This is a genomic window from Variovorax sp. GW821-FHT10C12 (assembly GCF_059415405.1).
Genome location: NZ_JBWKNE010000001.1, coordinates 2,633,644 through 2,660,438 on the forward strand (window position 1 = coordinate 2,633,644; position 26,795 = coordinate 2,660,438).

Consider the following 26,795-nt stretch of genomic DNA (forward strand, 5'->3'; position numbering starts at 1 on the left):
GTCAGTGCACCGTGGCACAGCGAGGCCCGGGCAACACATCGTGCGGGAGGATGGCCAGCGTGAGCGGCAGCGCCAGGTCCGCCGGCGGAGGATGGTCCATCTTCAGAGGGGCCAATGCCGCGAGCATGGCGGCGTCCCGCGCAGGGTCTCCCGAAGACGACACCAGGCGGGCCTGGCCGATGCGGCCCGACGCGGTCACCTGCAGTTGCAGGATCGCGCGGTAGTGGCCGGGGGCCGTGCGCAGATCGGCGCACAGCGCGTCCCAGACACGGGCCTGGACCAGGGCGTCGTAGCCGCGTGGCGAACCGGCAGTCGATGCCACCCCAGGCGCCGCTGCGACGCGCTTCAGGATGAAGGCGCCGGAAAGCTGCGTGTCCACGTCATCCGCGGTGAAGCCTGTGCCGGCCAGCAGGGCCCGCAAGGCGGCATGCGGCGTATGGCGCCCGCGCACCAGGGCAGAGGTTCGCCCCGCCACCCACTCGTCGATGAACATCACCGATCGCCCCGACACCGCGGCGAACTGCGCCAGGGCAGCCGCCAAGGGCTGCGCCGGCAGGTCGAAGTCCAGCATCTGCGATTCGGACGACGCGCGGGTGGCGGCATCTGCCGACGGCACGTCGGTGCCCGCGGCCACGGCCTTCGCTGTCGATCCCCAGGCGATGCAGACGCACACCACGGTGCACGTCAGGCCGGAGACAAAGGCTCGCACGAGCCTGTCGTCCCTGCCCCGGCCCAAGCCCCGTCCAACCACTCGCCCACGACCACCATGCGCTGAAGTCAACAAGGAAGAAGTGGATCGTGTCAGCAAGCTTGTGGGCAGTATTTCAACTCCTGCAAGCATCACATCGGCGAATGACGACCTCGTGACGAGCGGCATGGCGGGGCGCGGGCAGCGCCCTCTTGCGTGACCGGTCCTGCTAGCGCCCCGGCGTCAGCTGGATCCGTTCCACCGTTTCCTTCTCGACCGCCCCGCGGCTGTAGACCAGCGGCACGTACTTGCCTTCGAGCCACAGCGGCGCCAGGTCGCGGTAGTTCGGGCTGTCGGGGTTGCCCGACTGGCCCGGCGTGTTGATGACGCGCGAGGCGTCCCAGTTGCCCACGTCGAGCACCATGCGAAACGACGCGCCCGAGGTCAGCTTGTAGTCGTTCGCGCGGTAGGTGGCCGCCATCGGCGTGAACGACGAGCCGGACATCGGCCAGTCGCCCACCTCGAGCTTCTTGCGCGTGGCCGCATCGACCACGCCGCCCAGTGGATGCCGGAACTCGGCGCGGTGCAAGGCGCCCCACTTCCACGCCGCCGGGTCGGGCCCGAGCTTGGCGGACAGTTCCTGCATGGCGGCGGGCAAGGTCGTCAGCAGCAGGGCATCGCGCTGCGCGTTGCTCACCCAACCGGACGGGTTCTCCAGCAGCAGCACCATGCGCGTGTTGTCGCCGGGCGCGGCCAGCGCGGCACCGGCATCGCCCGCCCCCGCCTTGAGCACGGCCTGGCGCAGGAACTTGCTGCTCCACACCTCGTACAGCGCGGCAGCCGCGCTGTCGCGGTCCATGGCGCCGTCCCAGCCCTGCAACAGGCGCAGCGCCGCCGCGGTCTGGGCGTCGTCGCTGCGCTGGCCGGCCAAGAGCCTCAGCACGCGCTGCGCCGGCGTCGCGACGATGTCGTTCTGCATGCGCTCCGAGTCTTCGATGGTGAAGCGCGACCCCGCCGCCACCTTGGCCGCGAACAGTTCCTTGAGGCGCAGCGCGCGGGCCGCGTCGCTCCACTCGTAGCCCACGCCCTTCTTCGCAGCGGGATGGTCGGGCGGGATGTTGTTCTCGTTGGCCGTGACGACGTAGCCGCGCGCGGGGTTGAACTCCGAGGGCAGCTCGTCGCCGTTGCGAAAGCCCGACCACTCATAGCGGCCGTCGCCCGGCACGGGCATGAGGCCGTCCCAGTTCGGGCGGATCGGCGTGAGGCCGCCCGGAATCCAGCCGACGTTGCCGCTGCTGTCGGCGTACACCTGGTTTTCGCCCGGTGCGCCCCAGCGGTTCATGGCCGCGCGGAACTGGTCCCAGTTGCGCGCGCGCATGTAGTCCATCGAACCGAAGTACGGTGCCATGCCGGGCTCCAGCCAGGCGGCGCGCAAGGCGAAGGCGCGGCGCTTGCCGGGCTCCGCGACCAGCACCGGGCCATGGCGCGTGAAGGTGTTGACCACCTCGCGCGGCGCGGCCTCGCCCTTGACCGCGATGCGCTCGGTGACGCGCGTCATCGGCTCCCAGCGGCCCTGGTAGCGGTACTCCTCGGGGTTGGCCGGGTTGAGCTCGTACACGTACAGGTCTTCCTGGTCCATGTAGAAGCGCGTGAGGCCGAAGGCGATGGTGCCGTTGTGGCCGATCGACAGGCCCGGCAGGAAGGGCTCGCCGGCGCCGATGGCGTCCATGCCGGGCGCGCTCAGGTGCGTCATGTAGCGCAGGCTCGGCGCGCCATGCGCGCGGTGCGGGTCGTTGGCCAGGATGGGCCGGCCCGTGGACGTGAGCTTCGGCGCGATGACCCAGTTGTTGCTGCCGTAGGCGGCGGTGGGATCACCCTGCGCCGCCTCGTCCTGCTCGGCCTTCGCGGCGATCGCCTCGGCGCTGCCCGGCAGCAGCGCGACCGGCGTGGAAGACGCGCCCGCGTTCATGCCCACGCGCGTGTTCTCCTTGGTGAAGCGCGGCGCATCGGTCGCCCGCAGGTAGGCCGCGCGCAGCTCCGCCGCAGGAAGGCTGCAGGGATCGAAGCCCTCGGGCACCTTGGGCGTGACCGGCGGATCGAGTTCGCGGCGCAGCCAGTCGGCCTTGACGCCCGGCGCGCCGGCGCAGAACGCGCGCGCGCGGTCGACCTCCGAGCTGAAGTTGAGCGTGAGCCCGTGGTGCCGGATGCGCACCACGTCTTCGGGCGACCACGTGGACGGCTGGTAGCCCAGCAGCGCGAACTCGGTGGGCAGCAGCGCGGGCTGCGCGCGCACCTGCGCCACGTAGGCATTGACGCCGGCCGTGAAGGCCTCGGCCACGCGCTTGGCGTCGGAGCCGTAGGCCAGCCACTCGCGGTACATGTCGCCGCGGTAGAGCACGGCGCGCGCGGCGCGGTCGCTCTCGACCCAGGCGGGGCCGAAGTCCTTCGCCATCTCGCCCAGGCCGCGCTTGCGCCACAGGTCCATCTGCCAGAGCCGGTCGCGCGCGGCGATGAAGCCCTGCGCCACGAAGGCGTCGTAGAGCGTGCCCGCGTAAAGGTGCGGCACGCCCCAGCGGTCGACCAGCACTTCGGCCGGCTTCTCGAGGCCGGGCACCGCGAAGGATGAGGAGGGGCGCGTGGGCGTGTTCACGCCCGGGGCATTGGACGCACACCCTGCGAGGGCGAGGACCGCCAGCGACACGGCGCCCAGGGAAAGCCGATGGTTCATTCTCTTCATGCAGTTCGTCTCCGGTCTTGTTGTGGATTGGCAGCGGGCAGTATCCCGATTTCTGTCACCCGACGGGTGACAAGGCATGACTTGTAGACTGGCGCGCTATGCAGCCCACCACCCCTTCAACCTCCTCCTGCGACAGCTGGCTCGCCGGCGCGATCCGCCGCATCGAAGCCGACTACCAGCGCAGCGCCGACACGCACCTCATTCCGCTGCCGCTGCCCGCGCTGGCCGCGCACGGCATCGACCTGTACCTGAAGGACGAATCGACGCACCCCACCGGCAGCCTCAAGCACCGGCTCGCGCGCTCGCTGTTCCTGTACGCGCTGTGCAACGGCTGGGTGCGCGAAGGCACGACCATCGTCGAGGCCTCCAGCGGCTCCACCGCCGTGAGCGAGGCCTACTTCGCGCGGCTGCTGGGCCTGCCCTTCATCGCCGTGATGCCGCGCAGCACCTCGCCCGAGAAGGTCGCGCAGATCGCCTTCTACGGCGCGAGCTGCCACTTCGTGGACCACGCCGCGCAGGTGTACGACGAGGCCCGCGCGCTGGCCGAGCGCACCGGCGGCCACTACATGGACCAGTTCACCTACGCCGAGCGCGCGACCGACTGGCGCGGCAACAACAACATCGCCGAGAGCATGTTCCAGCAGATGGCGCGCGAGCGGCATCCGGTGCCCGCGTGGATCGTGGTGGGCGCCGGCACCGGCGGCACCAGCGCCACCATCGGGCGCTACCTGCGCTTTCGCTGCCACGACACGCAGGTGTGCGTGGCCGACCCCGAGGGCTCGGTGTTCTCGGCCTACCACCGCAGCGGCGACGCCACGCTCACGGCACCCGGCTCGCGCATCGAAGGCATCGGCCGCCCGCGCGTGGAGCCCAGCTTCGTGCGCACGCTGGTCGACCGCATGCTCGAAGTGCCCAACCTCGACTCGGTGGCCGCCATGCATGCGCTGTCGGCGCTGCTGGGGCGCAAGGTCGGCCCGTCGACCGGCACCAACTTCGTCGGCATGCTGGCCGTGGCGCACGAGATGCGCGCGGCCGGCCAGCAGGGCTCGATCCTGTCGCTGCTGTGCGACGCGGGCGAGCGCTACCTGCCGAGCTACCACGACGCCGACTGGGTGCGCAACGCCTTCGGCGATATCGCGCCGGCGCAGCAACGCATCGACGCGCTGGTGGCGGGCTGATGGCCATGCGCCCGCCCCGTGGCCTCATCGCGCGGCGGCAGCTGTTGCTGCTGGCCGCGCTGGCCGCCTCGGGCGCGCCGCATGCCGCCCGGGCCCTGCCCGCGAAGGCGCTGCAGTTTCCGCGTGACTTCGGCAGCCACCCCGAGTTGCGCACCGAGTGGTGGTACATCACCGGCCACGGCCAGACCGCCGCGGGGCGCGCGTTCGGTTTCCAGGTGACCTTCTTCCGCTCGCGCGTCGACGCCACGCAGGCCATGCGCTCGGCCTTCGCCGCCAAGCAGCTGGTGTTCGCGCACGCCGCCGTCACCGACCTCGAAGGCCGCGTGCTGCGGCACGACCAGCGCATCGCACGCGCGGGCTTCGACGTGGCCTCGGCCAGAGAGACCGACACCGACGTGCGGCTGCGCGACTGGTCGCTGGTGCGCGACGCCGGCAGCGGCGCCTACAGCGCGCGCATTCCCGCCGGCGAATTCACGCTCGACCTGCGCTTCGCACCGTCGCAACCCGTGCTGCTGCAGGGCCGCGACGGCCTGTCGCGCAAGGGCCCCGAGCCCGAGCAGGCGAGCTACTACTACAGCGAGCCGCAGCTGCAGGCGCAGGGCCGCCTCACCTTGCAGGGCCAGGCGCCGTTCGAGATCGCCGGCACCGCCTGGCTCGACCACGAATGGAGCGAGGCGCTGATGCACCCCGAGGCCGTGGGCTGGGACTGGATCGGCATGAACCTCGACGACGGCAGCGCGCTCACCGCCTTCCACCTGCGCCGCCGCGACGGCAGCGCGCTGTGGTCGGGCGGCTCGTTCCGCCCGCGCGGCGGCGCGGCGCGCATCTTCCAGCCCGGCGAGGTGCGCTTCGAGGCGCTGCGCAGCTGGACCAGCCCGCGCACGCGCGCGAGCTACCCGACGCACTGGCGCATCGACACGCCCGCGGGCCGCTTCGAGGTGCAGGCCCTGCTCGACGACCAGGAACTGGACAGCCGCGGCTCCACGGGCGGCGTGTACTGGGAAGGGTTGAGCGAACTACGCGACGCACAACAAGGCCGGCGCGTGGGACGCGGGTATCTCGAGATGACGGGCTACGCGGCGCCGCTGCGGCTGTGAGCCGAAGCCCGGCGCGAGGGGCTACTTCACGCCCTGGCTCAGCGCCTGCGCCGTGTTGCGCGACAGCGCGCGGACGTAGCCGTCGATCGCCGAAGCGACCGGCGCGAACTCGGCAGCGCTCAACCGCTTGAGGTCGCGCGGTTCCTGGAAATCCTTGAGTTGCTGCACCCGTTGCCGCTGCTGGGCGAGCATCGGCTCATAGGCCGCGAGGTTCAGCGGCGGGTCCATGACGAAGACCTTGGCTTCGATCGCGGGCACCGCGAAGTACCGCGTCGACCCCAGCATGCCGCGCGTGAAGAGGCCCGAGTTCTGCATGAAGCTCTCGCCGCAGGGCCCCCCGGTGCACTCCAGGCGCGCCTGCGTTCGCGTCGCCTCGACGAGGACCACCGCGGCGATCTGCTCGTCCTTCAGCTTGCGTGCCGCCCACGCCTGCGCAGGATTCGCGATCCATTGATCGTGCTTGAAGGTGGCCAGCGCGTTGACGGAGGTCGTGGCAAAGCTCGTGAGCCGCACCACCTGGAAGCCCGCCTTCTCGAGCTCCGACGTGAAGGCCTCGTAGACCTTGGCCGTGGGGTTCCAGGGGAACGGGTACGTGGTCGAGAAGTTGTTGAAGACGGTCGTGCCCACGTGCATGTGTTCCGCGGATGCGGTGGGGATGCGGACCAGCAGGCCGACCTTCGCGCCCTTCGCGAGCTGGCCGCCGTTCGGCGGCAGCGGCGGTGGGGTCGTGCACCCTGTCAGCGCGAGCGCCACGAAAAGTGCGAGCAACCGTCTGCGCATGGGGGTCTCCTCCATCTTCTTGTCGGTGTGGGCCTGTGCGGCCGGGTGCGGATGATTGTGCCGAGCGCTGCATGCGCCGTCGCCACGGGAACCGGTGGTTTTGACTAGAGTCGGCCTCACGCCATGCCGAGCAGCCCACCGCCCACGAACCCCACACGCCCTCAGAAACTGCGCGCGGCCTTCGTCGCGGTCGCGGTGTTCGCGGCGATCGCCCTCGCGGGAGTGCTGTTCGGCTTCAGTCGGGGTGGCAATTCAACGGGCCTCGCAGGCCGCGAAATCTGCCGCACCACATGCATCGCGCGCGGCTGGAAAGACGGAACGATGGTCCCCCCATCGCACGCGACGACCGGCTCCACACAAGGCCCGAAGACTTGCCAATGCCGATGACGGCCGCGAATCAAGCGGAGACCGTCACGCCATTGCGCTCCAGCACCGCCAGCAGCTTCGGAATGTCGGGCGCCGGCCCGACCGGAATCTCGCGGTCGATCGCCGCGAACATCTGCGCGGCCATCGCGTCCTTGCCGGTGATCTCGAGCATCTGCCCGCCGCCCTTGCCGTAGTGAAAGCCATGCACCGTGCCACGCGGCACGTGCACCAGCGTGCCGGGCTGGCACCGATGCGCCTGGCCGTCGCAGAGGAACTCGACCTCGCCGCCGAGCACGTAGAACGACTCGTCCCAGTCGTGGCTGTGCGGCGGCGGGCCCGTGCCTTCGTCGCCGCGCTGGAAAGTGACGCCGTAGCTCTGCGTCGCGGCATTCGACGCCAGCACCGTCACCTGCGTGCCGAGCACGTTGAGCGGCGTCTCGCGCCGATCGGGTGTGAGGACAAAGTACGGAAGGGCCATGGCCGGCTCCTCGAAGTGGGAGCCAAATTCTGCGCCCCGGCCACAGGGGGCACAAGCGGTGGCGCTGCAGGGAGGGTAACCTCCCCGCCGTCACGCCACCGGCATCGCTACTTCGCGCGGCGGCGCTCGATGAAGGCGATGATCTCGCCCATGATGCCCTTGCGGAAGGCCAGCACGCAGATCACGAAGATCAGGCCCGTGACCATGGTCACCGACTCGCCCAGCGTGTTGAACCAGTCGATGGTCGTGATGCGCGCCAGGAAGCTGCCCAGTTCGCCGATCTTGTTCTCGAGCAGCACGACCACGGCCGCCCCCACCAGCGGACCCGACAGCGTGCCCAGGCCACCCACCAGCGTCATCAGGATGACCTGGCCCGAGGCGGTCCAGTGCACGTCGGACAGCGTGGCAAAGCCCAGCACCAGCGTCTTGAGCGAACCGGCCAGGCCCGACAGCGCGGCCGAGATCACGAAGGCCAGCAGCTTGAAGCGGCTCACGTCGTAGCCCAGCGACAGCGCGCGCGGCTCGTTTTCCTTGATGCCCTTGAGCACCTGCCCGAACGGCGAGTGGATGGTGCGCACGATCAGCAAAAAGGCCGCGACCACGATCACCAGCGCCACGTAGTACATGGTGAGGTCGTTGGACAGGTCGACGATGCCGAAGAGCTTGCCGCGCGGCACGCCCTGCAGGCCGTCTTCGCCGCCCGTGAACTTGGCCTGCAGCGCGACGAAGAACATCATCTGCGCCAGCGCCAGCGTGATCATCGCGAAGTAGATGCCCTGGCGGCGGATGGCCAGCACGCCGAACAGCCAGCCCAGCAAGGCGCCGGTGAGCGTGCCCGCGATCAGGCCCAGCTCGGGCGTGAGGCCCCAGACCTTGATCGCATGGCCCGCCACGTACGCGGAGCCGCCCAGGAAGGCCGCGTGGCCGAAGGACAGCAGGCCGGTGTAGCCCAGCAGCAGGTTGAAGGCCGCGGCGAACAGCGCGAAGCACATGAGCTTCATCACGAACACCGGGTAGGCGCCGAAGAACGGTGCGAGCACCAGGGCGACCAGCAGCAGCGCGTAGACGACGGTGGAGATTTTTTTCATGTTCATGCCGCTCGCCTTATTTCTCTTTGCCGAACAGGCCGGCGGGGCGGATGAGCAGCACGATGACCATGATCACGAACACAACCGTAGACGATGCTTCTGGATAGAAAACCTTGGTGAGCCCTTCGATCACGCCCAGGCCCAGGCCCGTGAGGATGGCGCCCATGATGGAGCCCATGCCGCCGATCACGACCACCGCGAACACCACGATGATGAGGTTCTGCCCCATCAGCGGCGACACCTGCATCACCGGCGCGGCCAGCACGCCGGCGAAGGCGGCGAGCGCACAGCCGAAGGCGTAGGTCAGCGTGATCATCAGCGGCACGTTGACGCCGAAGGCCTCCACCAGGCGCGGGTTCTCGGTGCCGGCGCGCAGGTAGGCGCCCAGGCGCGTCTTCTCGATCACGTACCAGGTCGCAAAGCAGATCACCAGCGAGGCCACGACCACCCAGGCACGGTAGTTGGGCAGCACCATGAAGCCCAGGTCGGTGGCGCTCGACAACGCATCGGGCGCGTCGTAGGGCAGACCCGACACGCCGTAGACCGAGCGGAACACGCCTTCGATCAGCAACGTGAGGCCCAGCGTGAGCAGCAGGCCGTAGAGGTGATCGAGCTTGTAGATCCAGCGCAACAGCAACCGTTCGATGACCACGCCGAACAGGCCGATGAGGATCGGCGCGGCGATCAGCATCACCCAGTAGTTGACGCCCAGGTACTCCATGGCCATCCAGGTCAGGACGGCCCCGAGCATGAACAGCGCGCCGTGCGCGAAGTTGATGACGTTGAGCAAACCGAAGATCACCGCCAGCCCGAGGCTCAGGATGGCGTAGAACGAGCCGTTGACCAGCCCCAGAAGGAGCTGGCTCAACAGGGCGGGAAGGGAAATGTTCATAAGCGTTTCAACGAACCCGGGCGCCGCAAGAGCGCCCGCGGGAGATCACTTCCAGAGGGCGCAACGGCTTTCGGCCTTGGTCGTGAAGACTTCTTCGCCCTTGAGCTTCTGGACCACCTTGTAGTAGTCCCACGGCTGCTTGGATTCGGCCGGCGACTTGACCTGCATCAGGTACATGTCGTGCACGAAGCGGCCGTCGGGGCGGATGACGCCCTTGCCGTAGAAGTCGTCGATCGGCGTGGACTTGAGCGTGGCCATGACCTTGTCGGCATCGACCGTCTTGGAAGCCTGCACGGCCTTCAGGTAGGTCATGGTGGCCGAGTAGTCGGCGGCCTGGATGTCGGTGGGCATGCGCTTGGTCTTCTCGAAGAAGCGCTTGCCGAAGGCGCGCGTCTTGTCGTCCAGGTTCCAGTCCCAGCTGGTGGTGAGCAGCAGGCCTTCGGTGTTCTTCAGGCCCAGGCTGTGCACGTCGGTCACGAAGACCAGCAGGCCGACCATCTTCATGCTCTTGCTGATGCCGAATTCCTTGGCCGCCTTGATGGCGTTGATGGTGTCGCCGCCCGCGTTGGCCAGCGCCAGCACCTGCGCCTTGGAGTTCTGCGCCTGCAGCAGGAACGACGAGAAGTCGGAGGTGTTGAGCGGATGCTTCACGCTGCCCACCACCGTGCCGCCCTTCTCTTTCACGACCTTGGAGGCATCGGCTTCGAGCGCCTGGCCGAAGGCGTAGTCGGCGGTCAGGAAGAACCAGCTCTTGTCGCCGCGCGCGATGACCGCGCTGCCGGTGCCCTTGGCCAGTGCCACGGTGTCGTAGGCGTAGTGCACGGTGTAGGGGCTGCACTGTTCGTTGGTGAGCGCCGAGCTGCCCGCGCCGTTCACGATGAACACGCGCTTCTTCTCCTGCGCCACCTTGGCCATGGCCAGGCCGGTGCCCGAGCTAGTGCCGCCGAACAGCATGGTCAGGCCCTGCGTGTCGATCCACTCACGCGCCTTGGAGGCGGCGATGTCGGCCTTGTTCTGGTGGTCGGCCTGCAGCAGCTCGATGGGCATGCCGTTGACCTTGCCGCCGAAGTCGTCGATGGCCATCTGGATGGCCAGCGCGCCGTTTTTGCCTTCGACGTCGGCGTACAGGCTCGACATGTCGGTGATGAAGCCGATCTTGACCTTGTCCTGCGCCTGGGCGGCACCTGCGGCCAGCGCGGCGGCGGCGAAAACGGCGGAGAGAGCGAATGTGGTGGTCTTCATGGATGTTGTTCCTGTGGGGTGTTCGGTGGGTGTCGTGTCACTTCCAGAGCGTGCACTTGGACTCGGCCTTGGTGGTGAACACCGTGTCGCCGGGCAGCTTCTTCACGAGCTTGTAGTAGTCCCATGGCGTCTTCGATTCGGCGGGCGACTTGACCTGCATCAGGTACATGTCGTGCACGTAGCGGCCATCGGGGCGGATCTGGCCGGTACCGAAGAAGTCGTTGAGCTTCATCTTCTTGAGCTCGGCCATGACCTTGTCCGAATCGTCGGTCTTGGCGGCGTCCACGGCCTTGAGGTAGGTCATGGTGGCCGAGTAGTCGGCGGCCTGGATTTCGGTGGGCATGCGCTTGGTCTTGTCGAAGAAGCGCTTGGCGAACTTGCGGGTTTCGTCGTTCAGGTCCCAGTACCAGCTGGTGGTGAACTGCAGGCCTTCGGTGTTCTTCAGGCCCAGGCTGTGCACGTCGCTCAAGAAGATCAGCAGGCCGGCCAGCTTCATGGTCTTGCCGATGCCGAATTCCTTGGCGGCCTTGATGCTGTTGACGGTGTCGCCGCCCGCATTGGCCAGGCCCAGGATCTGCGCCTTGGAGTTCTGCGCCTGCAGCAGGAACGACGAGAAGTCGGAGGCATTGAGCGGATGGCGCACCGCGCCGACGATCGTGCCGCCCTTGGCCTTCACGACGGTGGAGGTGTCGGCTTCGAGCGCGTGGCCGAAGGCGTAGTCGGCCGTCAGGAAGAACCAGGTCTTGCCGCCGCCGTCGACCACCGCGGCGCCGGTGCCCTTGGCGAGCGCGACGGTGTCGTAGGCGTAGTGCACGGTGTAGGGCGTGCACTGTTCGTTGGTGAGTGCCGACGAGGCCGCGCCGTTGTTGAAGTACACGCGCTTCTTCTCGGCCGCGACCTTGGCCAGCGCCAGGCCGACACCGGAGTTGGTGCCGCCGAAGACCATGCTCAGGCCTTGCGTGTCGATCCACTCGCGCGCCTTCGAGGCGGCGATGTCGGGCTTGTTCTGGTGGTCGACGGTGAGCAGTTCGACCGGCTTGCCCGCCGCCTTGCCACCGAAGTCGTCGATGGCCATCTGGATCGCCAGCGCGCCGTTCTTGCCTTCGAGGTCGGCGTACAGGCTGGACATGTCGGTGATGAAGCCGATCTTGACCTTGTCCTGGCCTTGCGCCTGGGCGGACGCTGCGAGCGCCAGTGCACTGAAAGCCAGGGCGAAAGCGGTGAGCTGATTTTTCATGGGTGTCTCCGGCAGTGGCAAGAAGGGGTGAAAGAACTCAGACGCCGAGCAACTCGGTCAGTACGGGCATCTTGGCTTCGAGCTCGGCGGCGCCGAACTTCAGGGCGATGCGGCCGTGCTCCATCACGTAGAAACGGTCGGCCAGCGGCGCGGCGAAGCGGAAGTTCTGCTCGACCATGACGATGGTGTAGCCCTTGGCGCGCAGCGTGGTGATCATGCGGGCCAGCGCCTGCACGATGACGGGCGCCAGGCCTTCGGAAATCTCGTCGAGCAGCAGCAGCTTGGCGCCGGTGCGCAGGATGCGCGCCACGGCCAGCATCTGCTGCTCGCCGCCCGACAGGCGCGTGCCCTGGCTGTGGCGGCGCTCGGCCAGGTTGGGGAACATGGCGTAGATCTCGTCGACCGACATGCCCTGCCCCGCGCCCTTGAGCTCGGGCGGCAGCATCAGGTTTTCTTCGCACGAGAGGCTGGCGAAGATGCCGCGCTCTTCGGGGCAGTAGCCGATGCCCAGGTGGGCGATGCGGTGCGTCGCCATCGAGACGGTCTCGACGCCGTTGACCTTGATGCTGCCCTTGCGGGCGCCGGTGAGCCCCATCACGGCGCGCATCGTCGTCGTGCGGCCCGCACCATTGCGGCCCAGCAAGGTGACGACCTCGCCCGGCTGCACGACCATGTCGACGCCGTGCAGCACGTGCGATTCGCCGTACCAGGCCTGCAGGCCCTTGATTTCGAGTGCAGCGGTCATCAGTGAGCCCCCTGCATTTCGCCGTCGGTGGTGCCCATGTAGGCTTCCATCACCTGCGGGTTCTTCGAGACTTCGGCGTACGGGCCTTCGGCCAGCACGGCGCCGCGCTGCAGCACCGTGATGGTGTCGGCGATGGTCGAGACCACGCTCATGTTGTGTTCGACCATCAGGATGGTGCGGCCGGCCGACACGCGCTTGATGAGTTCGGCCACGCGGTGCACGTCTTCGTGGCCCATGCCCTGCGTGGGTTCGTCCAGCAGCATCAGCTCGGGCTCCATGGCCAGCGTGGTGGCGATTTCGAGCGCGCGCTTGCGGCCGTAGGGCAGGTTCACGGTCTGTTCGTCGGCCAGGTCTTCGAGACCCACCTCGGCGAGCAGTTCGCGGGCGCGCGCATCGAGCGGCTTGAGCGACTTCTCGCTCTTCCAGAAGTGGTACGAGGTGCCGAGCTTGCGCTGCAGGCCCAGGCGCACGTTCTCGAGCAGCGTGAGGTGCGGGAACACGGCGGAGATCTGGAACGAGCGGATCACGCCGCGCCGCGCGATCTGCGCCGGGCGTTCGCCCGTGATGTCGTGTCCGTTGAACAGGATCGTGCCGGCCGTGGGTTCGAGGAATTTGGTGAGCAGGTTGAAGCAGGTCGTCTTGCCGGCACCGTTGGGGCCGATGAGCGCGTGGATCGAACCGCGCTTCACCGAGAGGTCGACCTTGCTGACCGCGGTGAATCCCTTGAATTCCTTGGTGAGCTGGCGTGTTTCAAGAATGACGTCGCTCATCTCGCGGCGTCGTCCGTGTGCGGAAAAAAGAAATCGGTCATGCGGTCCATCTCAATGCGCCACCATCGAGCGCGGACCGATTGTTGGTGGCTGCTATGCAATTGCATACTGGGGCAAATGCCTATGCTGCACTGCAACCATTCACAGAGTGCGCACCCTCTGTGCGAGCGACTGTCGTCCCGACGACATTGCGCACTGCAGCACGCACATGTGCGAACGCGCGATGCATGCACGTGCACCGTCATGAGGCCGTCAAACATGCCTGCACGCTTCGTGAAAAACTTGCGCGCCCGCTGCACTGCAACGATGCGCTTTCACCCGGATTGAATCCATCACCGCCATGCCGAACTTCCGCTCACCCGAATTCCTCGCCGGCCACGTCGCTCACACGCTGGCGTTCTACGCGCCGCGCAGCCGCGATGCCTCGGGCGGCTTCTTCCATTTCTTCAAGGACGACGGCACGGTGTACGACCGCCGCACGCGCCACCTCGTGAGCAGCACGCGCTTCGTGTTCAACCACGCGATGGCCTGGCGCCGCTTCGGCCGGCCCGACGACCTCGAGGCGGTGCGCCACGGCCTGGCGTTTTTGCAGACCGCGCATGCGCAGCCGAATGGTGGCTATGCATGGCAGATCGACTGGGATGGCCATCAAGCCACCGTGCAGGACGGCACGCAGCATTGCTACGGCCTGGCCTTCGTGCTGCTGGCGCACGCGCATGCGCTGATGGCCGGCGTCGAGGAAGCACGCGCCGGCCTCGCGCGCACCCGCGATCTGATGGAACGGCATTTCTGGGAACCGGCACACCAGCTGTACGCCGACGAGGCGACGCCAAGCTGGCAGGTCGGCCCCTACCGCGGCCAGAACGCCAACATGCACGCCTGCGAGGCCATGCTCGCGGCCTACGACGCCACGCGCGAGCCCTTCTATCTCGAGCGCGCACGCACGCTGGCCGAAAGCATCACGGGCCGGCAGGCCGCGCTCGCCGACGGGCTGGTGTGGGAGCACTACCGCGCGGACTGGTCGGTTGACTGGGACTACAACCGCGGCGACAAGACCAACATCTTCCGGCCCTGGGGCTTCCAGACCGGCCACCTCACCGAGTGGGCCAAGCTGCTGCTGCAGCTCGAGGGCCACCTGGGCCCCGACGCGCCGGGCACCGAATGGATCGTTCCGCGTGCACGCCACTTCTTCGACACCGCGATGCAGCGCGGTTGGGACGCCGCGCACGGCGGGCTGGTCTACGGCTTCGGGCCCGATGGCGCGGTGTGCGACGGCGACAAGTACTTCTGGGTGCAGGCCGAAAGCTTCGCCGCCGCCGCCCTGCTCGCGGTGCGCACGGGCGACGCCGGCTACTGGGACTGGTACGACCGGATCTGGGCCTACAGCTGGGACCACTTCGTCGACCACGCGCACGGAGCGTGGTACCGCATCCTCACGCCGCAGAACGCGAAGATCAGCGACGAGAAGAGCCCGGCGGGCAAGACCGATTACCACACGATGGGTGCGTGCCATGACGTGCTGAAGGCGCTGGGACACGGCGTCAAATAGCCGCGTCACCCTTCAATATCCGCACAAATCTTGTGCGGCCACGCCCCTACCCCGCAGCGCGCGGGCTGCCTACGCTTCAGGCCTTCTTTCACTCACGCAGAGAACGCATGAAGCACCCCAGCATCCGCAGCCTCACCGGCGCCGTGCCCACGAGCCGCCTCGATCCCGCCGCCACGGCGCTGATCGCGATCGACTTCCAGAACGAGTATTTCGACGGGCGCATGCCCATTACCGACGGACTGGCCGCCCTGCGCCAGGCGCGGCGCCTGATCGATGCCGCCGACCGGCATGCGGTGCCGGTGTTCCATGTGCAGCACGTGGCGCCCGCCGACAGTCCGATCTTCGCGGAGGGCAGCCACGCCTTCGGCATCCACGATGCACTGCGCCCGGCGCCGCAGCACGCCGTGCTGCGCAAGGCCACGCCGAGCGCCTTCGCCGGCACCGCGCTCGAGGCCGAGCTGCAGGCGCGCGGCATCACGACGCTGATCCTCACGGGCCTCATGACGCACATGTGCGTGTCGGCCACGGCCTTCGATGCCGCACCGCGCGGCTACCAGAGCCTCATCGTGGGCGATGCCTGCGCGACGCGCGACCTCGACCTGGAGGAAGGCGGCGTGCTGGGCCACCGCGAACTGCATCGCGCGGCGCTGCGCGGCGTGTCGGATGTGGTGGCCGAGGTGCGCTCGACCGACGAGGTGTTGCAACTGCTGGACGCGGGCCGCTGACGCCCTGCCCTTCGCATGCACCCACGAATCCACCCTCTTCGATCCATGACCATGCAACGCTCTTCCGCCTTGTTCCTCGCCCTGTCCTGCGCCCTGAGCGCGTCGGGCCTCGCCACCGCCGCCACGCCGGCACCCCGCACGCCGATCTCGGCGCCGGCCGACACGCTGCAATGGCAGGCCCTCGCGGGCGGCATCCGCTACGCCAACGTGCGCGGCAACCTGACGGGCAAGGGCCCCTACGAAGCCTTCGTCGAATTCCCGGCCGGCTTCGACAACCCGCACCATCGCCACACGCAGGCGCTTCCGTCCGTCGTGCTCTCGGGCGTGTTCTACGCGATCTTCGATGACGGCAAGAAGGTGTTGTACCCGGCCGGTTCCTACTACCTGCTGCCGGCGCGGCTGCCGCACCGCAGCGGCTGCGAGCCGGGCGCGAACTGTCTGCTGTTCCAGTACCAGAGCGACCGCTTCGACCTGGTGCCCACCGCAGCGAAGTAAGGCGCGGCTGCCGCGCTCAGTCGCCCTGCCCGTCCGCGGGCAGGTAGCGCGCGGCAGCAAAGTCGACAAACGCCCGCACCTTCGGCGACAGGTGCCGGTTCTGCGGATACAGCGCGTACAGGTTCAGCGGCTGCTGGCGGAATTCGGGCAGCACGCGCACCAGGTCGCCGCGCGCCACAGGGTCGCGCACGAGGAACGCCGGCGACGCCGCCAGCCCCGTGCCCGCCAGCGCGGCGCTGCGCAGCACGAGCCCGCTGTTGGCCTGCAGCCGCCCACCCACGTCGACCGTGCAGACGCTGCCGTCCGGCGCGGTGAAGCTGGGCTGTGCGGCCTTCGCGGCCAATGAATAGTTCAGGCAGTCGTGCCCCGCCAGGTCGGCGGGCGTTTGCGGCGTGCCGCGCCGCTGCAGGTAGGCGGGCGACGCCACCCACCACTCCTCGAAGCTGGCGAGGCGCTTGACAATCAGCGTGGAATCCGAGAGTGCATACGCCAGTCGCAATCCGACGTCGAAGCCCTCTTCGATCAGGTCGACGAAGCGGTCGTTGCACACGAGGTCGGCTTTGACCTGCGGGTGCGCGTCGAGAAAAGCCGGCAGCCACTGCGCCAGCTCCTCCAGCCCGAAGGACATCGGCGCGTTGATGCGCAGCAGGCCCGTGGGCTCGACCTGGTGCTGCGCCACGACCAGCGCCGCAGTCTCGACCTGGTCGAGGATCTGCCGCGCGTGTTCGTAGTAGGTCTGGCCCGCCTGCGTGAGCGCGAAGCGGCGCGTGGTGCGATTGAGCAGCTGCACGCCCAGCGCCGTTTCCAACTGCTTGACGTGGCGCGAGACCACCGTGTGCGACACGTCCATCGCGTCGGCCGCGGCGGTGAAGCCGCCGGCCTCCACGACGGCGCGGAACGCCTTCATGGCCGCGAACTGGTCCATGCGCGCGGGCCGTGCGGGGTCAGTGCGCGCCGGCAGCCGCGTCGCCGCCCGCGCCGCCCTTTTGCGGCCGCGCCAGCCACACCAGCGGAATCAGCAGCAGGAACAGCACCGCCGAGGCATAGAAGATGTCGTTCGTCGCGAGCATGAACGACTGCTGGTCGACGAGGCGGTTGATCTGCCCGAGCACCTGCTCGGTGCTGAAGCCGCTGCTCGTCAGCCCCGAGATGGCGCTGGTGGCCGCGCTGTTGCCCGGGTTCACCGACTCCACCAGCTGCGCGTGGTGCAGGGCCGCGCGGCTGTCCCACAGCGTGGTCGCGATCGAGGTGCCCATGGCGCCCGCCGTGATGCGCAGGAAGTTCGACAGCCCCGACGCGGCCGGGATGCGGTCGGGCGTGAGGCCCGACAGCGTGATGGTCACGAGCGGAATGAAGAAGAACGCCATCGCGATGCCTTGGATGATCGTCGGGATGATGATCGTCACGAAGTCGGCCTGCGTGTTGAAGTTCGAACGCATCCACAGCACCAGCGCGAACACGAGGAACGAGAAGGTCGCGTAGCGGCGCGGGTCGATCTTGGACACCGTGAGGCCCACCACCGGCGAGAAGAAGATCGCCAGCAGCCCCACGGGCGCCATGATCATCCCCGCCTGCGTGGCGGTGTAGCCCATCCACTGCTGCAGCCACAGCGGCAGCAGCACCACGTTGCCGAAGAACAGGCCGTAGGCGATGGCCGTGGCCACCGCGCCCGACCAGAAGTTGCGGCGCTTGAACAGCGACAGGTCGACCACCGGGTGCTTGTCGGTCAGCTCCCAGACCAGGAAGAACGCGAAGCCGACCGCGGCCACCACGGCCATCGTGACAATCTCGGCGGAGTGGAACCAGTCGAGCTCCTTGCCCTTGTCGAGCATGAGCTGCAGCGAGCCCACCCACAGCACCAGCAGCGCCAGGCCGATGGCGTCGATCGGCACCTTGTGCGTCTTGCTCTCGCGCTTGTGATACAGCGTCCAGGTGATGGCCGCGGCCACGATGCCGACCGGGATGTTGATATAGAAGATCCACGGCCACGAGATGTTGTCGGTGATCCAGCCGCCGAGCAGCGGCCCCATCACGGGCGCGACCAGCGTCGTCATCGACCACATGGCCATGGCCAGGCCGGCCTTGGCCTTCGGGTAGCTCGACAGCAGCAGTGTCTGCGACAGCGGGATCATCGGACCCGCCACGAAGCCCTGCAGCGCGCGGAACAGGATGAGCGTGGTCATGTTGGGCGCCAGGCCGCACAGCAGCGAGGCGACCATGAACAGGATCACGCTGGCCATGAACAGGCGCACCTGGCCGAAGCGCTGGGTCATGAAACCCGTGAGCGGCACCGCGATGGCGTTGGCCACCGCGAAGCTGGTGATGACCCAGGTGCCTTGCGTGGTGCTCACGCCGAGGTCGCCCGAGATGGCCGGCAGCGACACGTTCGCGATCGACGAGTCGAGCACGTTCATGAAGGTGGCGGCGGACAGCGCGACCGTGCCCCACACGCGGGCGGAGCCCTCGAGCGGGGGGTGCGCGATGTAAGCAGGAGCAGCAGTGGCCATGGCGCGGGCTGTGAGGGTTCAGCGAGTACGCGCTGCGATCAGCCCGGCTGGCCCTGCGTGGCGGCGTGCGCGGCCGGTGCCGCAGTGGCTGCGGCCGGACGGCTCACGGCCGCCGTGGGCGCGCCGCGACCGAGGTTGGCGGCCACGATGCGGTCCACCTCGGCGTCGGCGCCGCGGTCGAGCTGGCTGTAGACCTGCGTCTGCGCGAAGGCGGTGCTGCGCGGCGCGTCGGCCAGCATCTTGCCGGTCTTCTGCGTGATGTCGATCTCGGCGTCCATCGACAGGCCGATGCGCAGCGGGTTGGCCTTGAGCTGCTCGGGGTCGAGCGCGATGCGCACGGGCACGCGCTGCACCACCTTGATCCAGTTGCCGGTGGCGTTCTGCGCCGGCAGCAGCGCAAAGGCAGCGCCGGTGCCCACGCCCAGACCCGCGACCTTGCCGGTGTACTCGACCTTCTTGCCGTACACGTCGGCGGTGAGCTTCACGGGCTGGTCGATGCGGATGTTGCGCAGCTGCACTTCCTTGAAGTTGGCGTCGACCCACAGCTGGTGCAGCGGCACGATGGACATCATCGGCGTGCCGGCGGCCACGCGCTGGCCCAGCTGCACGGTGCGCTTGGCGACGTAGCCGTCGACCGGTGCGGGCATGGCCACGCGCTGCGTGGCGAGGTAGGCCTCGCGCACCCTGGCGGCGGCGGCCAGCACGCTCGGGTGCTGGGCCACGCTGGTGCCCTCGGTCAGCGACTGGTTGCTGGCCAGCGCCTCGCGCGCGGCGACCACGCCGGCCTGTGCGGCGGCCAGTGCGCTCTTGGCGTTGGCCAGCTGCGTCTCGGCGTGGTTGAGTTCTTCCTTCGACACGGCGCCGTTGCCCGACAGCGCGCGGCGGCGCTGCAGGTCGTCCTGCGCCTTGGCGATGTCGCTCTGGGCCTTGGCGATGTCGGACTGGCGCAGCGTGACCTGCGCGGCCAGCGAGCCGTTGTTGGCATACAGCGTGCGCACCTGGCGCACGGCCTGCGCGAGCGCGGCCTCGGACTGCTCGAGCGCCACCTTGGCGTCGGCCGGGTCGAGCTGCACCAGCGGCTGGCCGGCTTTCACGAAGTCGGTGTCGTCGGCGCCGATGGCCATGACGGTGCCGCCGATCTGCGGCGTGATCTGGATGACGTTGCCCTGCACGTAGGCGTTGTCGGTGTTCTCGTAGTGGCTGGCGACCAGCCATTCGTACAGCCCCCAGCCGCCGCCGGCGACCACCACGACGGTGGCGAGGACGGTGAGTGCGCGGCGGCGCTTGCCGTTGCTGGCAGGCGCCTCGGGCGCTGCGGGGGTGGGCACGGGGGAAGCGGATGTCGGAGTGTTGTTATCGCTCATGATGGAGTTCTTTCCGAAGAAGGCGGATCAGCAAATCAGTTCTGGATGGCGGCCGTCGGCGCCGACGCCGTCGCGGTGGCCGGCGGCTGCCAGCCGCCGCCCAGGGCGCGCGCCAGGCCCACCTGCGTGTCGAGGGCGCGGGCCGCCAGGTCGACCGCGAGCCGGCGCTGGGCCAGCACGGCGGTTTCGGCGGTCAGCACGTTGAGGTAGTTGCCCAGGCCCGCGCGGTAGCGCTGCACGGCAATGTCGTAGGCGCCTTCGGCGGCCGTCTGCGCGGCGCGCTGCTCGGTCTGCTGGCGCACGATCGACTGCGCGCTCGAAACCTGGTCGGCCGCGTCGCGCACGGCGTCGAGCACGGTGGCGTTGTAGCTTTCGATGGCCACGTCGAGGTCGGCCGACTTGCCGCGCAGGTTGGCGCGCAGGCGCCCGCCTTCGAAGATCGGCAGGTGGATGGCTGGGCCCACGCCCCACTGCTCGCTGCCCGACTTGAGCAGCCTGCCGAAACCCAGGCTCTGGAAGCCGGCAAAAGCCGTGAGGTTCACGTTGGGATAGAACTGGGTCTTGGCGTTGGCCACGTCGCTGGTGGCCGCTTCGACGCGCCAGCGCGCGGCGGCGATGTCGGCGCGGCGGCCCAGCAGGTCGGCCGGGATGTTTGCCTGCAGCGCCATCGGCTTCACGCCGGCGAGCACCGGCGGCTTGAGCGAGGCCGACACGTTGGGCTGGCCCACGAGCGCATCGAGTGCGTGCTGCTGCAGCGCGATCTGCTCGTTGAGCGCTTCGATCTGCTGGCGGGCTTCGGGCAGGCCGCCTTCGCTCTGGCGCAGTTCGAGGCGGGTATCGAGGCCGGCCGAGACGCGGTCGCGCACCAGCTTGAGGGTCTCGTCGCGCTGGGCCAGCGTGCGCTTGGCCACCTCGACCTGCTCGTTCAGGCGCGCCCACTGGAAGTAGCTGCGCGCCACGTTGCTCGCGAGCAGCACGCGGGCGGCATCGGCATCGGCGGCGGCGGCGTTGGCCACGCCGAGGGCGGTGTCGAGTGCGCTGCGGTTCTTGCCGAAGAAGTCGAGCTCCCAGCTCGCGCCCAGCTGCAGCAGGCCGATGTTCTGCGTCGAGCCACCCAACGGCGCCGGGTAGATGTAGTTGCTGTTGAACTTCTGGCGGTTCAGGTTGAGGTCGGCGCCGACCTTGGGCAGCAGCGCCGCGCCGGCGATGTCCGCCGAGGCCTGGGCGCGCACGAGGCGCGCACGCGCGACCTGCAGGTTCGGGTTGCCGGCCACGGCCTGGTCGACCAGCGCATTGAGCTGGCTGTCGCCGAAGGCCTGCCACCACTGGCTGTCCAGGCTGGGGACGGTGGCGCGCGCGGGGTCGGCTGCGATGCCGAGCGTGGACGCATCGCGCAACTTGGCGTGCGAGCCGATGCCGGCCATGTCGGCACAGCCGGCGAGCGCGACCACCGCCAGCGCGGCGGCCACGACGGGCGTGCGGCGCAGCGCGCGCACGGCGAAAGACTCAGTCATTCTTCTCTCCACGGGCCGCGAGGCCCTGTGCGTTGTCGAGGATGCGGCGCAAGTAGTCCTTGAGCTGCTCCCATTCTTCGGGGCTGAAGCCGGCCAGGTACTCGTTCTGCACCCGGCTCAGCACATAGGGCACTTCCTTCGCGGCCGCACGGCCTTCGTCGGTGAGTTCGATGTTGACCACGCGGCGGTCTTCGAGCGAGCGCACGCGCCGGCACAGGCCCTTGGCCTCGAGGCGGTCGAGCAGGCGTGTCATGGCGCCGGTGTCGAGTTCGCAGGCGCGGGCCAGTTCGGCCACGGTGGTGGCGGCGCCGACGTGCAGCTTGTACAGCGGCACCCACTGCGGGTACGTGGGGCTGCCGGGCTCGCACATGCGCGTGCCGACGGTCTGGCCGACGGACGTGACGATGCGGCGCATCAGGTAGCCGATGCTCTCTTCGGCGCGGTAGTCCTCGGCGCGATAGAAGGCGGCCGGCGGGCGCGCGGCCTCGTCGGGCGTCGGAGGGACCGGGGAAATGGGGACATCGCTCATGACCGAAATATTAGTTGTCATGGCAATTACTGTCAAGGCGACCTTTGTGGGGGCAAGGGCTCGGTAGAATTCGCGCCCATGGCTTCTTCCCCTCCGTCGTCCTCCGCAGCCAAGGGTTCGCCCCGCTCGCTGTCGGGGTTGCGCCCCTTCCTTCGCCCCTACCGCGTGCAGATCGTCCTGGCGGGGGTCTTCCTGGTGATGGCGGCCGTCACGACGCTGGCTTTCCCTATCGCCCTGCGCAGCCTGATTGACGGCGGCTTGGTCAGTGCCGACAAGGGCGCGCAGACCATGGCGCTGCGCGAGCACTTCGGCGCCCTCTTCGCGGTGGCCGTGGCACTGGGCCTGTTTTCGGCCGCGCGCTTCTATACGGTGAGCTGGCTCGGCGAGCGTGTCACGGCCGACCTGCGCAACGCGGTCTACGGGCACGTGCTGCAGCAGAGCCCGGCCTTCTTCGAGACCACGCAGACCGGCGAGGTGCTGTCGCGCCTCACGGCCGACACCACGCTCGTGCAGACGGTGGTCGGCTCGTCGCTGAGCATGGGCCTGCGCAACGCCGTCATGGGCGTGGGCGCGCTGGCGGTGCTGGTCTGGACCAACCCTTATGTGATGGTGCAGGTGCTGGGCATCCTGGTGCTGGTGGTGCTGCCGAGCATGTGGTTCGGCCGCCGCGTGCGCAAGCTCTCGCGCGCCAGCCAGGACCGAGTGGCCGACTCGAGCGCCATCGCGGCCGAGGTGCTGAACGCGATTCCCGTGGTGCAGAGCTACACGGCCGAAGGCCGCGAGGCCGACCGCTTCAACAGCTCGACCGAGAACGCCTTCCATACCGCCGTGCGCCGCACGCGCGCGCGTTCGGTGCTGGTGGCCTTCATCATCATTGCCACCTCGGCCGCCCTGCTCTGGGGCCTGTACGAAGGCACGCAGGCCGTGCTGCGCGGCGACATCACGGCCGGCCACCTGGGCCAGACCGTGGTCTACGTGGCGATCTTGGCGAGCGCCACGGCGGTGCTCGGCGAGGTGTACGGCGACCTGCTGCGCGCCGCCGGCGCCACCGAGCGCCTGATGGAGCTGCTGCACGCGCCGACGGCCATCGCCTCACCCGCACGACCGGCAGTCACGCCCGTCCCCGCGGCGGGCAGCGCCATCCGTTTCGACGCCATCACCTTCCACTACCCCTCGCGGCCGGGCACGCCGGCGCTGCGCGACTTCAGCCTGGACATCGCGCCGGGCGAAACCGTGGCGCTGGTGGGATCGAGCGGCGCGGGCAAGAGCACGGTGTTCCAGCTGCTGCTGCGCTACTACGACCCGCAGTCGGGCCGCATCGTGCTCGACGGTGCGTCGCTCGATGCGCTCGCGCTGCACGACCTGCGCACCCGCATCGGCCTCGTGCCGCAGGACGCGGTGATCTTCTCGGCCAGCGCCTTCGAGAACATCCGCTACGGCCGGCCCGAAGCCAGCGCCGACGAGGTGCACGCCGCGGCACGCGCGGCCTTCGCGCACGACTTCCTGCAGGCCCTGCCCGAGGGCTACGACACCTTCCTGGGCGAACGCGGCGTGCGGCTGTCGGGCGGCCAGCGCCAGCGCATCGCGATCGCGCGGGCCATCTTGAAGAACCCGCCGCTGCTGTTGCTGGACGAAGCCACCAGCGCGCTCGACGCCGAGAGCGAACGCATGGTGCAGGCCGCGCTCGAATCGGCAATGGAAAACCGCACCACGCTCGTGATCGCCCACCGCCTGGCGACCGTGCAGAAGGCCGACCGCATCATCGTGCTGGACCACGGCGGCATCGTCGAACAGGGAACGCACGCGGCGCTGGTGGCGCAAGGCGGCGTGTACGCACGGCTGGCCGCGCTGCAGTTCACGGCCTGACCCGATCGGGTCGGTCGGTCAGTTACTGCAGGGTTTCTTTCAGCGCCGCCGGAATCGGCAGCGCCATCACCGGAATGCCTTCATCGAGCAGCGCCTCGGTCTGCTCCGGCGTGGCCTGGCCGCGGATGCCGCGCTCGGCGGTTTCGCCGTAGTGCATCTTGCGCGCCTCGTCGGCGAAGCGGTCGCCGACGTCTTCGGTCTTGGCCAGCACTTCGCGCACGGCGCGCATCCAGCGGGCTTCGGGTGAAGTCGCGGTTGCGGAGACTTGCGTGGACGGCGATGCGGGCGCCGACGGCGCGTGGGCCGCGTCGCCGCGTCCCTCTTCTTTCGGCGCCTTGGCGTTGCTCAGGTTCAGGCGCGGCGCGCTCAGCAGCTTGACGATCGCGGTGTCCCCGCAGACCGGGCACTCGACCAAGCCGCTGGCGAGCTGGCTGTCGAACGCCTCGTTGGACGCGAACCAGCCCTCGAAGCCGTGGCCGTGCGTGCAGCGGAGATCGAGGACCTTCATGCGCGGATTATCCCGCGCCGCCTTGCGAGGCTGCGGCCTGCCAATCCAGTGCCCATGCGCCCGACAGGACGTTCTGCAGCCACAGGGCGCAGGTGAGCGTCTTCGCGTCGGTCACGGTGCCGTCGCGGCACCAGCCGATGAGCTCCTGCGGCGTGGCGGTGAACACGTCGAGAAACTCGCCGTGGTCGAGCTGGCGCTCGCCCAGCGAGAGGCCGCGTGCGAAGTAGATGTGGATGATCTCGGTCGAGTACGCCACCGCCAGGTGCGTGGCGCCCGCATGCGCCCATTCGCGCGCGGTGTAGCCGGTTTCCTCGAGCAGTTCGCGCTGGCCGCACAGCAGCGGATCTTCGCCGGCGTCGAGCTTGCCCGCGGGAAACTCGACGATCACCCGGTCCACCGGGTAGCGGAACTGGCGCTCCAGCACCACGCGGCCGTCGTCGAGCAGCGGAATCACCACCACCGCGCCGGGATGCACCACGTACTCGCGCGTGGCGCTGTGGCCATCGGGCAGGCGGATGGTGTCGCGCTTGGCGTGCAGGAACTTGCCCTTGAAGAGCTCCTCGCTGCTGACGAGCGCTTCCTTCAGATGCGAATCGGGTGCGGGAGAAGTCATGTCGGTCAGTGCCTGTGCTTCATCAGGTAGCGCCAGGTGAACCCCGGGAAGGCCAGCACGACGAACAGCGAAGCCGTCACCGCGTAGAACTCCCAGCCCTGGGCCGAGATCTGCCCTGCCCTGCGTTCGAACAGCAGGCCGATGCCGCCGGCAATGAAGTACAGCACCACCAGTTCGCCGAAGCGGATGGCAAGCGACTTGTGCGCGGTCGACAGCGGCACCGCCCCGAACAGGCGCTCATTCAGGAACGGCAGGTTGGCGGCCACCAGGGCCACCAGCAGCACCACCCAGACCGACGCGGTTTGCGACACCTGTGCGGGCCGCGTCAGTGGGCCAGCGTGGCCGCGATGGCGTCGTAGCACAGCGTCATCAGACCGCCGGGCACCACGCCAAGAATCAGGATCAGCGCACCGTTGATCGTGAGCACGGTGCGCACGTCGAACGAGGCCGACACGGTGGTCGCCGTGACGGGCGCGTCGAAGTACATGACCTTGACCACGCGCAGGTAGTAGAACGCACCGATCAGCGAGGTGATCACGGCGAACACCGCCAGGCCGATGTAGATGGCGGCGCCCGAGGCGATCAGCGCCTGCAGCACGGCCAGCTTCGCGTAGAAACCGACCAGCGGCGGCAGACCGGCCAGCGAGAACATCGCGATGGCCATCACGCCGGCGTACAGCGGGCTGCGCTGGTTCAGGCCGGCCAGGTCGGTGATCTCTTCGCTTTCGAAGCCTTCACGCGCCAGCAGCAGGATGATGCCGAAGCTCGCCAGCGTGGTCAGCACGTAGGTGATGACGTAGAACATCGAGGCGCTGTAGGCGGCCTGTGCGTTCTGCGTGCCCTGCTGATCGGAACCCGCCACCAGGCCCAGCAGCATAAAGCCCATCTGCGCGATGGTCGAGTAGGCCAGCATGCGCTTGAGGTTGCTCTGCGCAATGGCGGCCAGGTTGCCGATCACCAGCGAGGCGATCGCCAGCACCGCCAGCATCTGCTGCCAGTCGATGGCCAGCGGCTGCAGGCCGTCGACCAGAAGGCGAATGATGATGCCGAAGGCAGCCAGCTCGGGCGCGGCACCGATCAGCAGCGTGATCGCCGTCGGCGCGCCCTGGTAGACGTCGGGCACCCACATGTGGAACGGTGCAGCACCGACCTTGAAGGCCAGGCCCGCCACGATGAAGACCAGGCCAAACACCAGCACCTGGTGGTTCACCTTGCCGGTCGAGATCGCCTTGAACACTTCGTTCAGGTCGAGCGAGCCGGTCGCGCCGTACATCATCGACAGGCCGTACAGCAGGAAGCCGCTGGCCATGGCGCCGAGCACGAAGTACTTCATGGCGGCTTCGCTGGCCACCGCGTTGTCGCGGCGCAGGGCCACGAGCGCGTAGCTCGACAGGGTGAGCAGTTCCAGGCCGAGGTAGATCAGCAGGAAGTTGCTGCCGCCGATCATCACGAACATGCCCAGCAGCGCCAGCATGCTGATCGTGAACATCTCGCCGCCGCGCAGCATCTCGCGGTCGGCCGCATAGGGACGGCCGTAGACCAGCGTCACCATCAGGGCGAGCGAAGCGAAGCACTTGAGCCAGTTGCCCATCGAGTCACTCACCACCATGCCGCCGAAGCCGTAAGAGGTCTTGCCGCCGACAGCGGCCAGGCCCGTGAGCACAGCCACCGCCGCCAGCGTGAGCAGCGTCAGGATGTAGGTGCGGGTGCGGCGCGGGCTCGTGTCCGACAGGTCGACCAGCGCAATGATGCAGGCCATGACCAGCAACACGATTTCGGGGTAGATCGTCACCCAGCTGAGTTTGTCAATCATCTCGTTCTCTTCTT

Annotated in this window: 25 protein-coding genes; 6 read left to right on the forward strand and 19 right to left on the reverse strand. The window is 68.6% G+C overall.

All coding sequences use genetic code 11. The features are described from left to right. Position 1: 1 nt before the first annotated feature. Both AC07OH_RS12335 and AC07OH_RS12340 read right to left on the reverse strand, forming a co-directional pair. Positions 2-709, reverse strand: coding sequence for an STN domain-containing protein (locus AC07OH_RS12335; RefSeq protein WP_495300842.1), 708 nt, complete (start codon positions 707-709; stop codon positions 2-4). 208 nt (positions 710-917) lie between these two features. Then, positions 918-3,425: a penicillin acylase family protein gene (locus tag AC07OH_RS12340; RefSeq protein ID WP_495300843.1), complete on the reverse strand. Its 2,508-nt coding sequence runs from the start codon at positions 3,423-3,425 to the stop codon at positions 918-920. 98 nt (positions 3,426-3,523) lie between these two features. Here AC07OH_RS12340 and AC07OH_RS12345 point away from each other — a divergent pair, with 98 nt between their 5' ends. Then, positions 3,524-4,603, forward strand: coding sequence for a PLP-dependent cysteine synthase family protein (locus AC07OH_RS12345; RefSeq protein WP_070063094.1), 1,080 nt, complete (start codon positions 3,524-3,526; stop codon positions 4,601-4,603). A gap of 5 nt (positions 4,604-4,608) precedes the next feature. After that, positions 4,609-5,700 carry a lipocalin-like domain-containing protein gene (locus AC07OH_RS12350; protein WP_495300844.1) on the forward strand — a complete coding sequence of 364 codons (1,092 nt, stop codon included), beginning with the start codon at positions 4,609-4,611 and terminating at the stop codon, positions 5,698-5,700. Between the two features lie 21 nt (positions 5,701-5,721). Here AC07OH_RS12350 and AC07OH_RS12355 read toward each other — a convergent pair whose 3' ends face one another. From AC07OH_RS12355 to AC07OH_RS12390, 8 genes are all read right to left on the reverse strand, one after another. After that, positions 5,722-6,480: a hypothetical protein gene (locus AC07OH_RS12355; RefSeq protein ID WP_495300845.1), complete on the reverse strand. Its 759-nt coding sequence runs from the start codon at positions 6,478-6,480 to the stop codon at positions 5,722-5,724. A gap of 397 nt (positions 6,481-6,877) precedes the next feature. Further along, entirely contained in the window at positions 6,878-7,324 is a 447-nt protein-coding gene (locus AC07OH_RS12360; RefSeq protein WP_495300846.1) for a cupin domain-containing protein, read from the reverse strand. A gap of 107 nt (positions 7,325-7,431) precedes the next feature. Further along, positions 7,432-8,418, reverse strand: coding sequence for a branched-chain amino acid ABC transporter permease (locus tag AC07OH_RS12365; RefSeq protein WP_495300847.1), 987 nt, complete (start codon positions 8,416-8,418; stop codon positions 7,432-7,434). Between the two features lie 10 nt (positions 8,419-8,428). Beyond that, positions 8,429-9,304, reverse strand: coding sequence for a branched-chain amino acid ABC transporter permease (locus AC07OH_RS12370; RefSeq protein WP_101489724.1), 876 nt, complete (start codon positions 9,302-9,304; stop codon positions 8,429-8,431). 45 nt (positions 9,305-9,349) lie between these two features. Beyond that, the gene (locus tag AC07OH_RS12375) at positions 9,350-10,546 is read right to left on the reverse strand and encodes an ABC transporter substrate-binding protein (protein ID WP_489058731.1); all 1,197 of its coding nucleotides are present in this window, start codon (positions 10,544-10,546) and stop codon (positions 9,350-9,352) included. Between the two features lie 37 nt (positions 10,547-10,583). Further along, positions 10,584-11,783 carry an ABC transporter substrate-binding protein gene (locus AC07OH_RS12380; protein ID WP_495300848.1) on the reverse strand — a complete coding sequence of 400 codons (1,200 nt, stop codon included), beginning with the start codon at positions 11,781-11,783 and terminating at the stop codon, positions 10,584-10,586. Between the two features lie 37 nt (positions 11,784-11,820). Continuing rightward, positions 11,821-12,528: an ABC transporter ATP-binding protein gene (locus AC07OH_RS12385; RefSeq protein ID WP_369630389.1), complete on the reverse strand. Its 708-nt coding sequence runs from the start codon at positions 12,526-12,528 to the stop codon at positions 11,821-11,823. Beyond that, positions 12,528-13,298 carry an ABC transporter ATP-binding protein gene (locus tag AC07OH_RS12390; RefSeq protein WP_307693422.1) on the reverse strand — a complete coding sequence of 257 codons (771 nt, stop codon included), beginning with the start codon at positions 13,296-13,298 and terminating at the stop codon, positions 12,528-12,530. Before AC07OH_RS12390 ends, AC07OH_RS12385 begins: the two co-directional genes overlap by 1 nt. Positions 13,299-13,638: 340 nt before the next feature. Between AC07OH_RS12390 and AC07OH_RS12395 the strand changes: the two genes are divergently transcribed. From AC07OH_RS12395 to AC07OH_RS12405, 3 genes are all read left to right on the forward strand, one after another. Next, positions 13,639-14,847, forward strand: coding sequence for an AGE family epimerase/isomerase (locus AC07OH_RS12395; RefSeq protein WP_495300849.1), 1,209 nt, complete (start codon positions 13,639-13,641; stop codon positions 14,845-14,847). Between the two features lie 107 nt (positions 14,848-14,954). Next, a complete protein-coding gene (locus AC07OH_RS12400) occupies positions 14,955-15,572 on the forward strand; it encodes a cysteine hydrolase family protein (protein ID WP_495300850.1) in 618 nt (205 codons plus the stop codon). 51 nt (positions 15,573-15,623) lie between these two features. Then, a complete protein-coding gene (locus tag AC07OH_RS12405; RefSeq protein ID WP_495300851.1) occupies positions 15,624-16,067 on the forward strand; it encodes a cupin domain-containing protein in 444 nt (147 codons plus the stop codon). A 16-nt stretch (positions 16,068-16,083) separates the two neighbouring features. Here AC07OH_RS12405 and AC07OH_RS12410 read toward each other — a convergent pair whose 3' ends face one another. From AC07OH_RS12410 to AC07OH_RS12430, 5 genes are read right to left on the reverse strand one after another with little or no spacing between them, the layout of a single operon-like run. Then, positions 16,084-16,992, reverse strand: coding sequence for a LysR family transcriptional regulator (locus tag AC07OH_RS12410; protein ID WP_495300852.1), 909 nt, complete (start codon positions 16,990-16,992; stop codon positions 16,084-16,086). A gap of 19 nt (positions 16,993-17,011) precedes the next feature. Continuing rightward, on the reverse strand, positions 17,012-18,574 hold the full coding sequence (locus AC07OH_RS12415) for a DHA2 family efflux MFS transporter permease subunit (protein WP_492682727.1): 1,563 nt from the start codon (positions 18,572-18,574) through the stop codon (positions 17,012-17,014). A gap of 38 nt (positions 18,575-18,612) precedes the next feature. Then, on the reverse strand, positions 18,613-19,938 hold the full coding sequence (locus tag AC07OH_RS12420; RefSeq protein WP_495300853.1) for an HlyD family secretion protein: 1,326 nt from the start codon (positions 19,936-19,938) through the stop codon (positions 18,613-18,615). Positions 19,939-19,973: 35 nt separating this feature from the next. Then, positions 19,974-21,452, reverse strand: a complete 1,479-nt coding sequence (locus AC07OH_RS12425) for an efflux transporter outer membrane subunit (RefSeq protein ID WP_495300854.1) — start codon at positions 21,450-21,452, stop codon at positions 19,974-19,976. Next, positions 21,445-21,981 (reverse strand): MarR family winged helix-turn-helix transcriptional regulator, encoded by a 537-nt coding sequence (locus tag AC07OH_RS12430; protein WP_495300855.1) that lies wholly within the window; start codon positions 21,979-21,981, stop codon positions 21,445-21,447. The genes AC07OH_RS12425 and AC07OH_RS12430 overlap by 8 nt, the downstream gene beginning before the upstream one ends. A 78-nt stretch (positions 21,982-22,059) precedes the next feature. Between AC07OH_RS12430 and AC07OH_RS12435 the strand changes: the two genes are divergently transcribed. Continuing rightward, a complete protein-coding gene (locus tag AC07OH_RS12435) occupies positions 22,060-23,847 on the forward strand; it encodes an ABC transporter transmembrane domain-containing protein (RefSeq protein WP_495300856.1) in 1,788 nt (595 codons plus the stop codon). Between the two features lie 22 nt (positions 23,848-23,869). Here AC07OH_RS12435 and AC07OH_RS12440 read toward each other — a convergent pair whose 3' ends face one another. The 4 genes from AC07OH_RS12440 to nuoN are packed head-to-tail and all read right to left on the reverse strand — an operon-like array spanning position 23,870 to position 26,781. Then, positions 23,870-24,355 carry a DUF1178 family protein gene (locus tag AC07OH_RS12440; RefSeq protein WP_495300857.1) on the reverse strand — a complete coding sequence of 162 codons (486 nt, stop codon included), beginning with the start codon at positions 24,353-24,355 and terminating at the stop codon, positions 23,870-23,872. 7 nt (positions 24,356-24,362) lie between these two features. Next, on the reverse strand, positions 24,363-24,968 hold the full coding sequence (locus AC07OH_RS12445; protein ID WP_307693431.1) for an NUDIX domain-containing protein: 606 nt from the start codon (positions 24,966-24,968) through the stop codon (positions 24,363-24,365). 5 nt (positions 24,969-24,973) lie between these two features. Continuing rightward, a complete protein-coding gene (locus AC07OH_RS12450; protein WP_307635456.1) occupies positions 24,974-25,279 on the reverse strand; it encodes a DUF2818 family protein in 306 nt (101 codons plus the stop codon). Between the two features lie 14 nt (positions 25,280-25,293). Further along, positions 25,294-26,781 carry an NADH-quinone oxidoreductase subunit NuoN gene (gene nuoN, locus AC07OH_RS12455; RefSeq protein WP_489058743.1) on the reverse strand — a complete coding sequence of 496 codons (1,488 nt, stop codon included), beginning with the start codon at positions 26,779-26,781 and terminating at the stop codon, positions 25,294-25,296. Between the last annotated feature and the right edge of the window lie 14 nt (positions 26,782-26,795).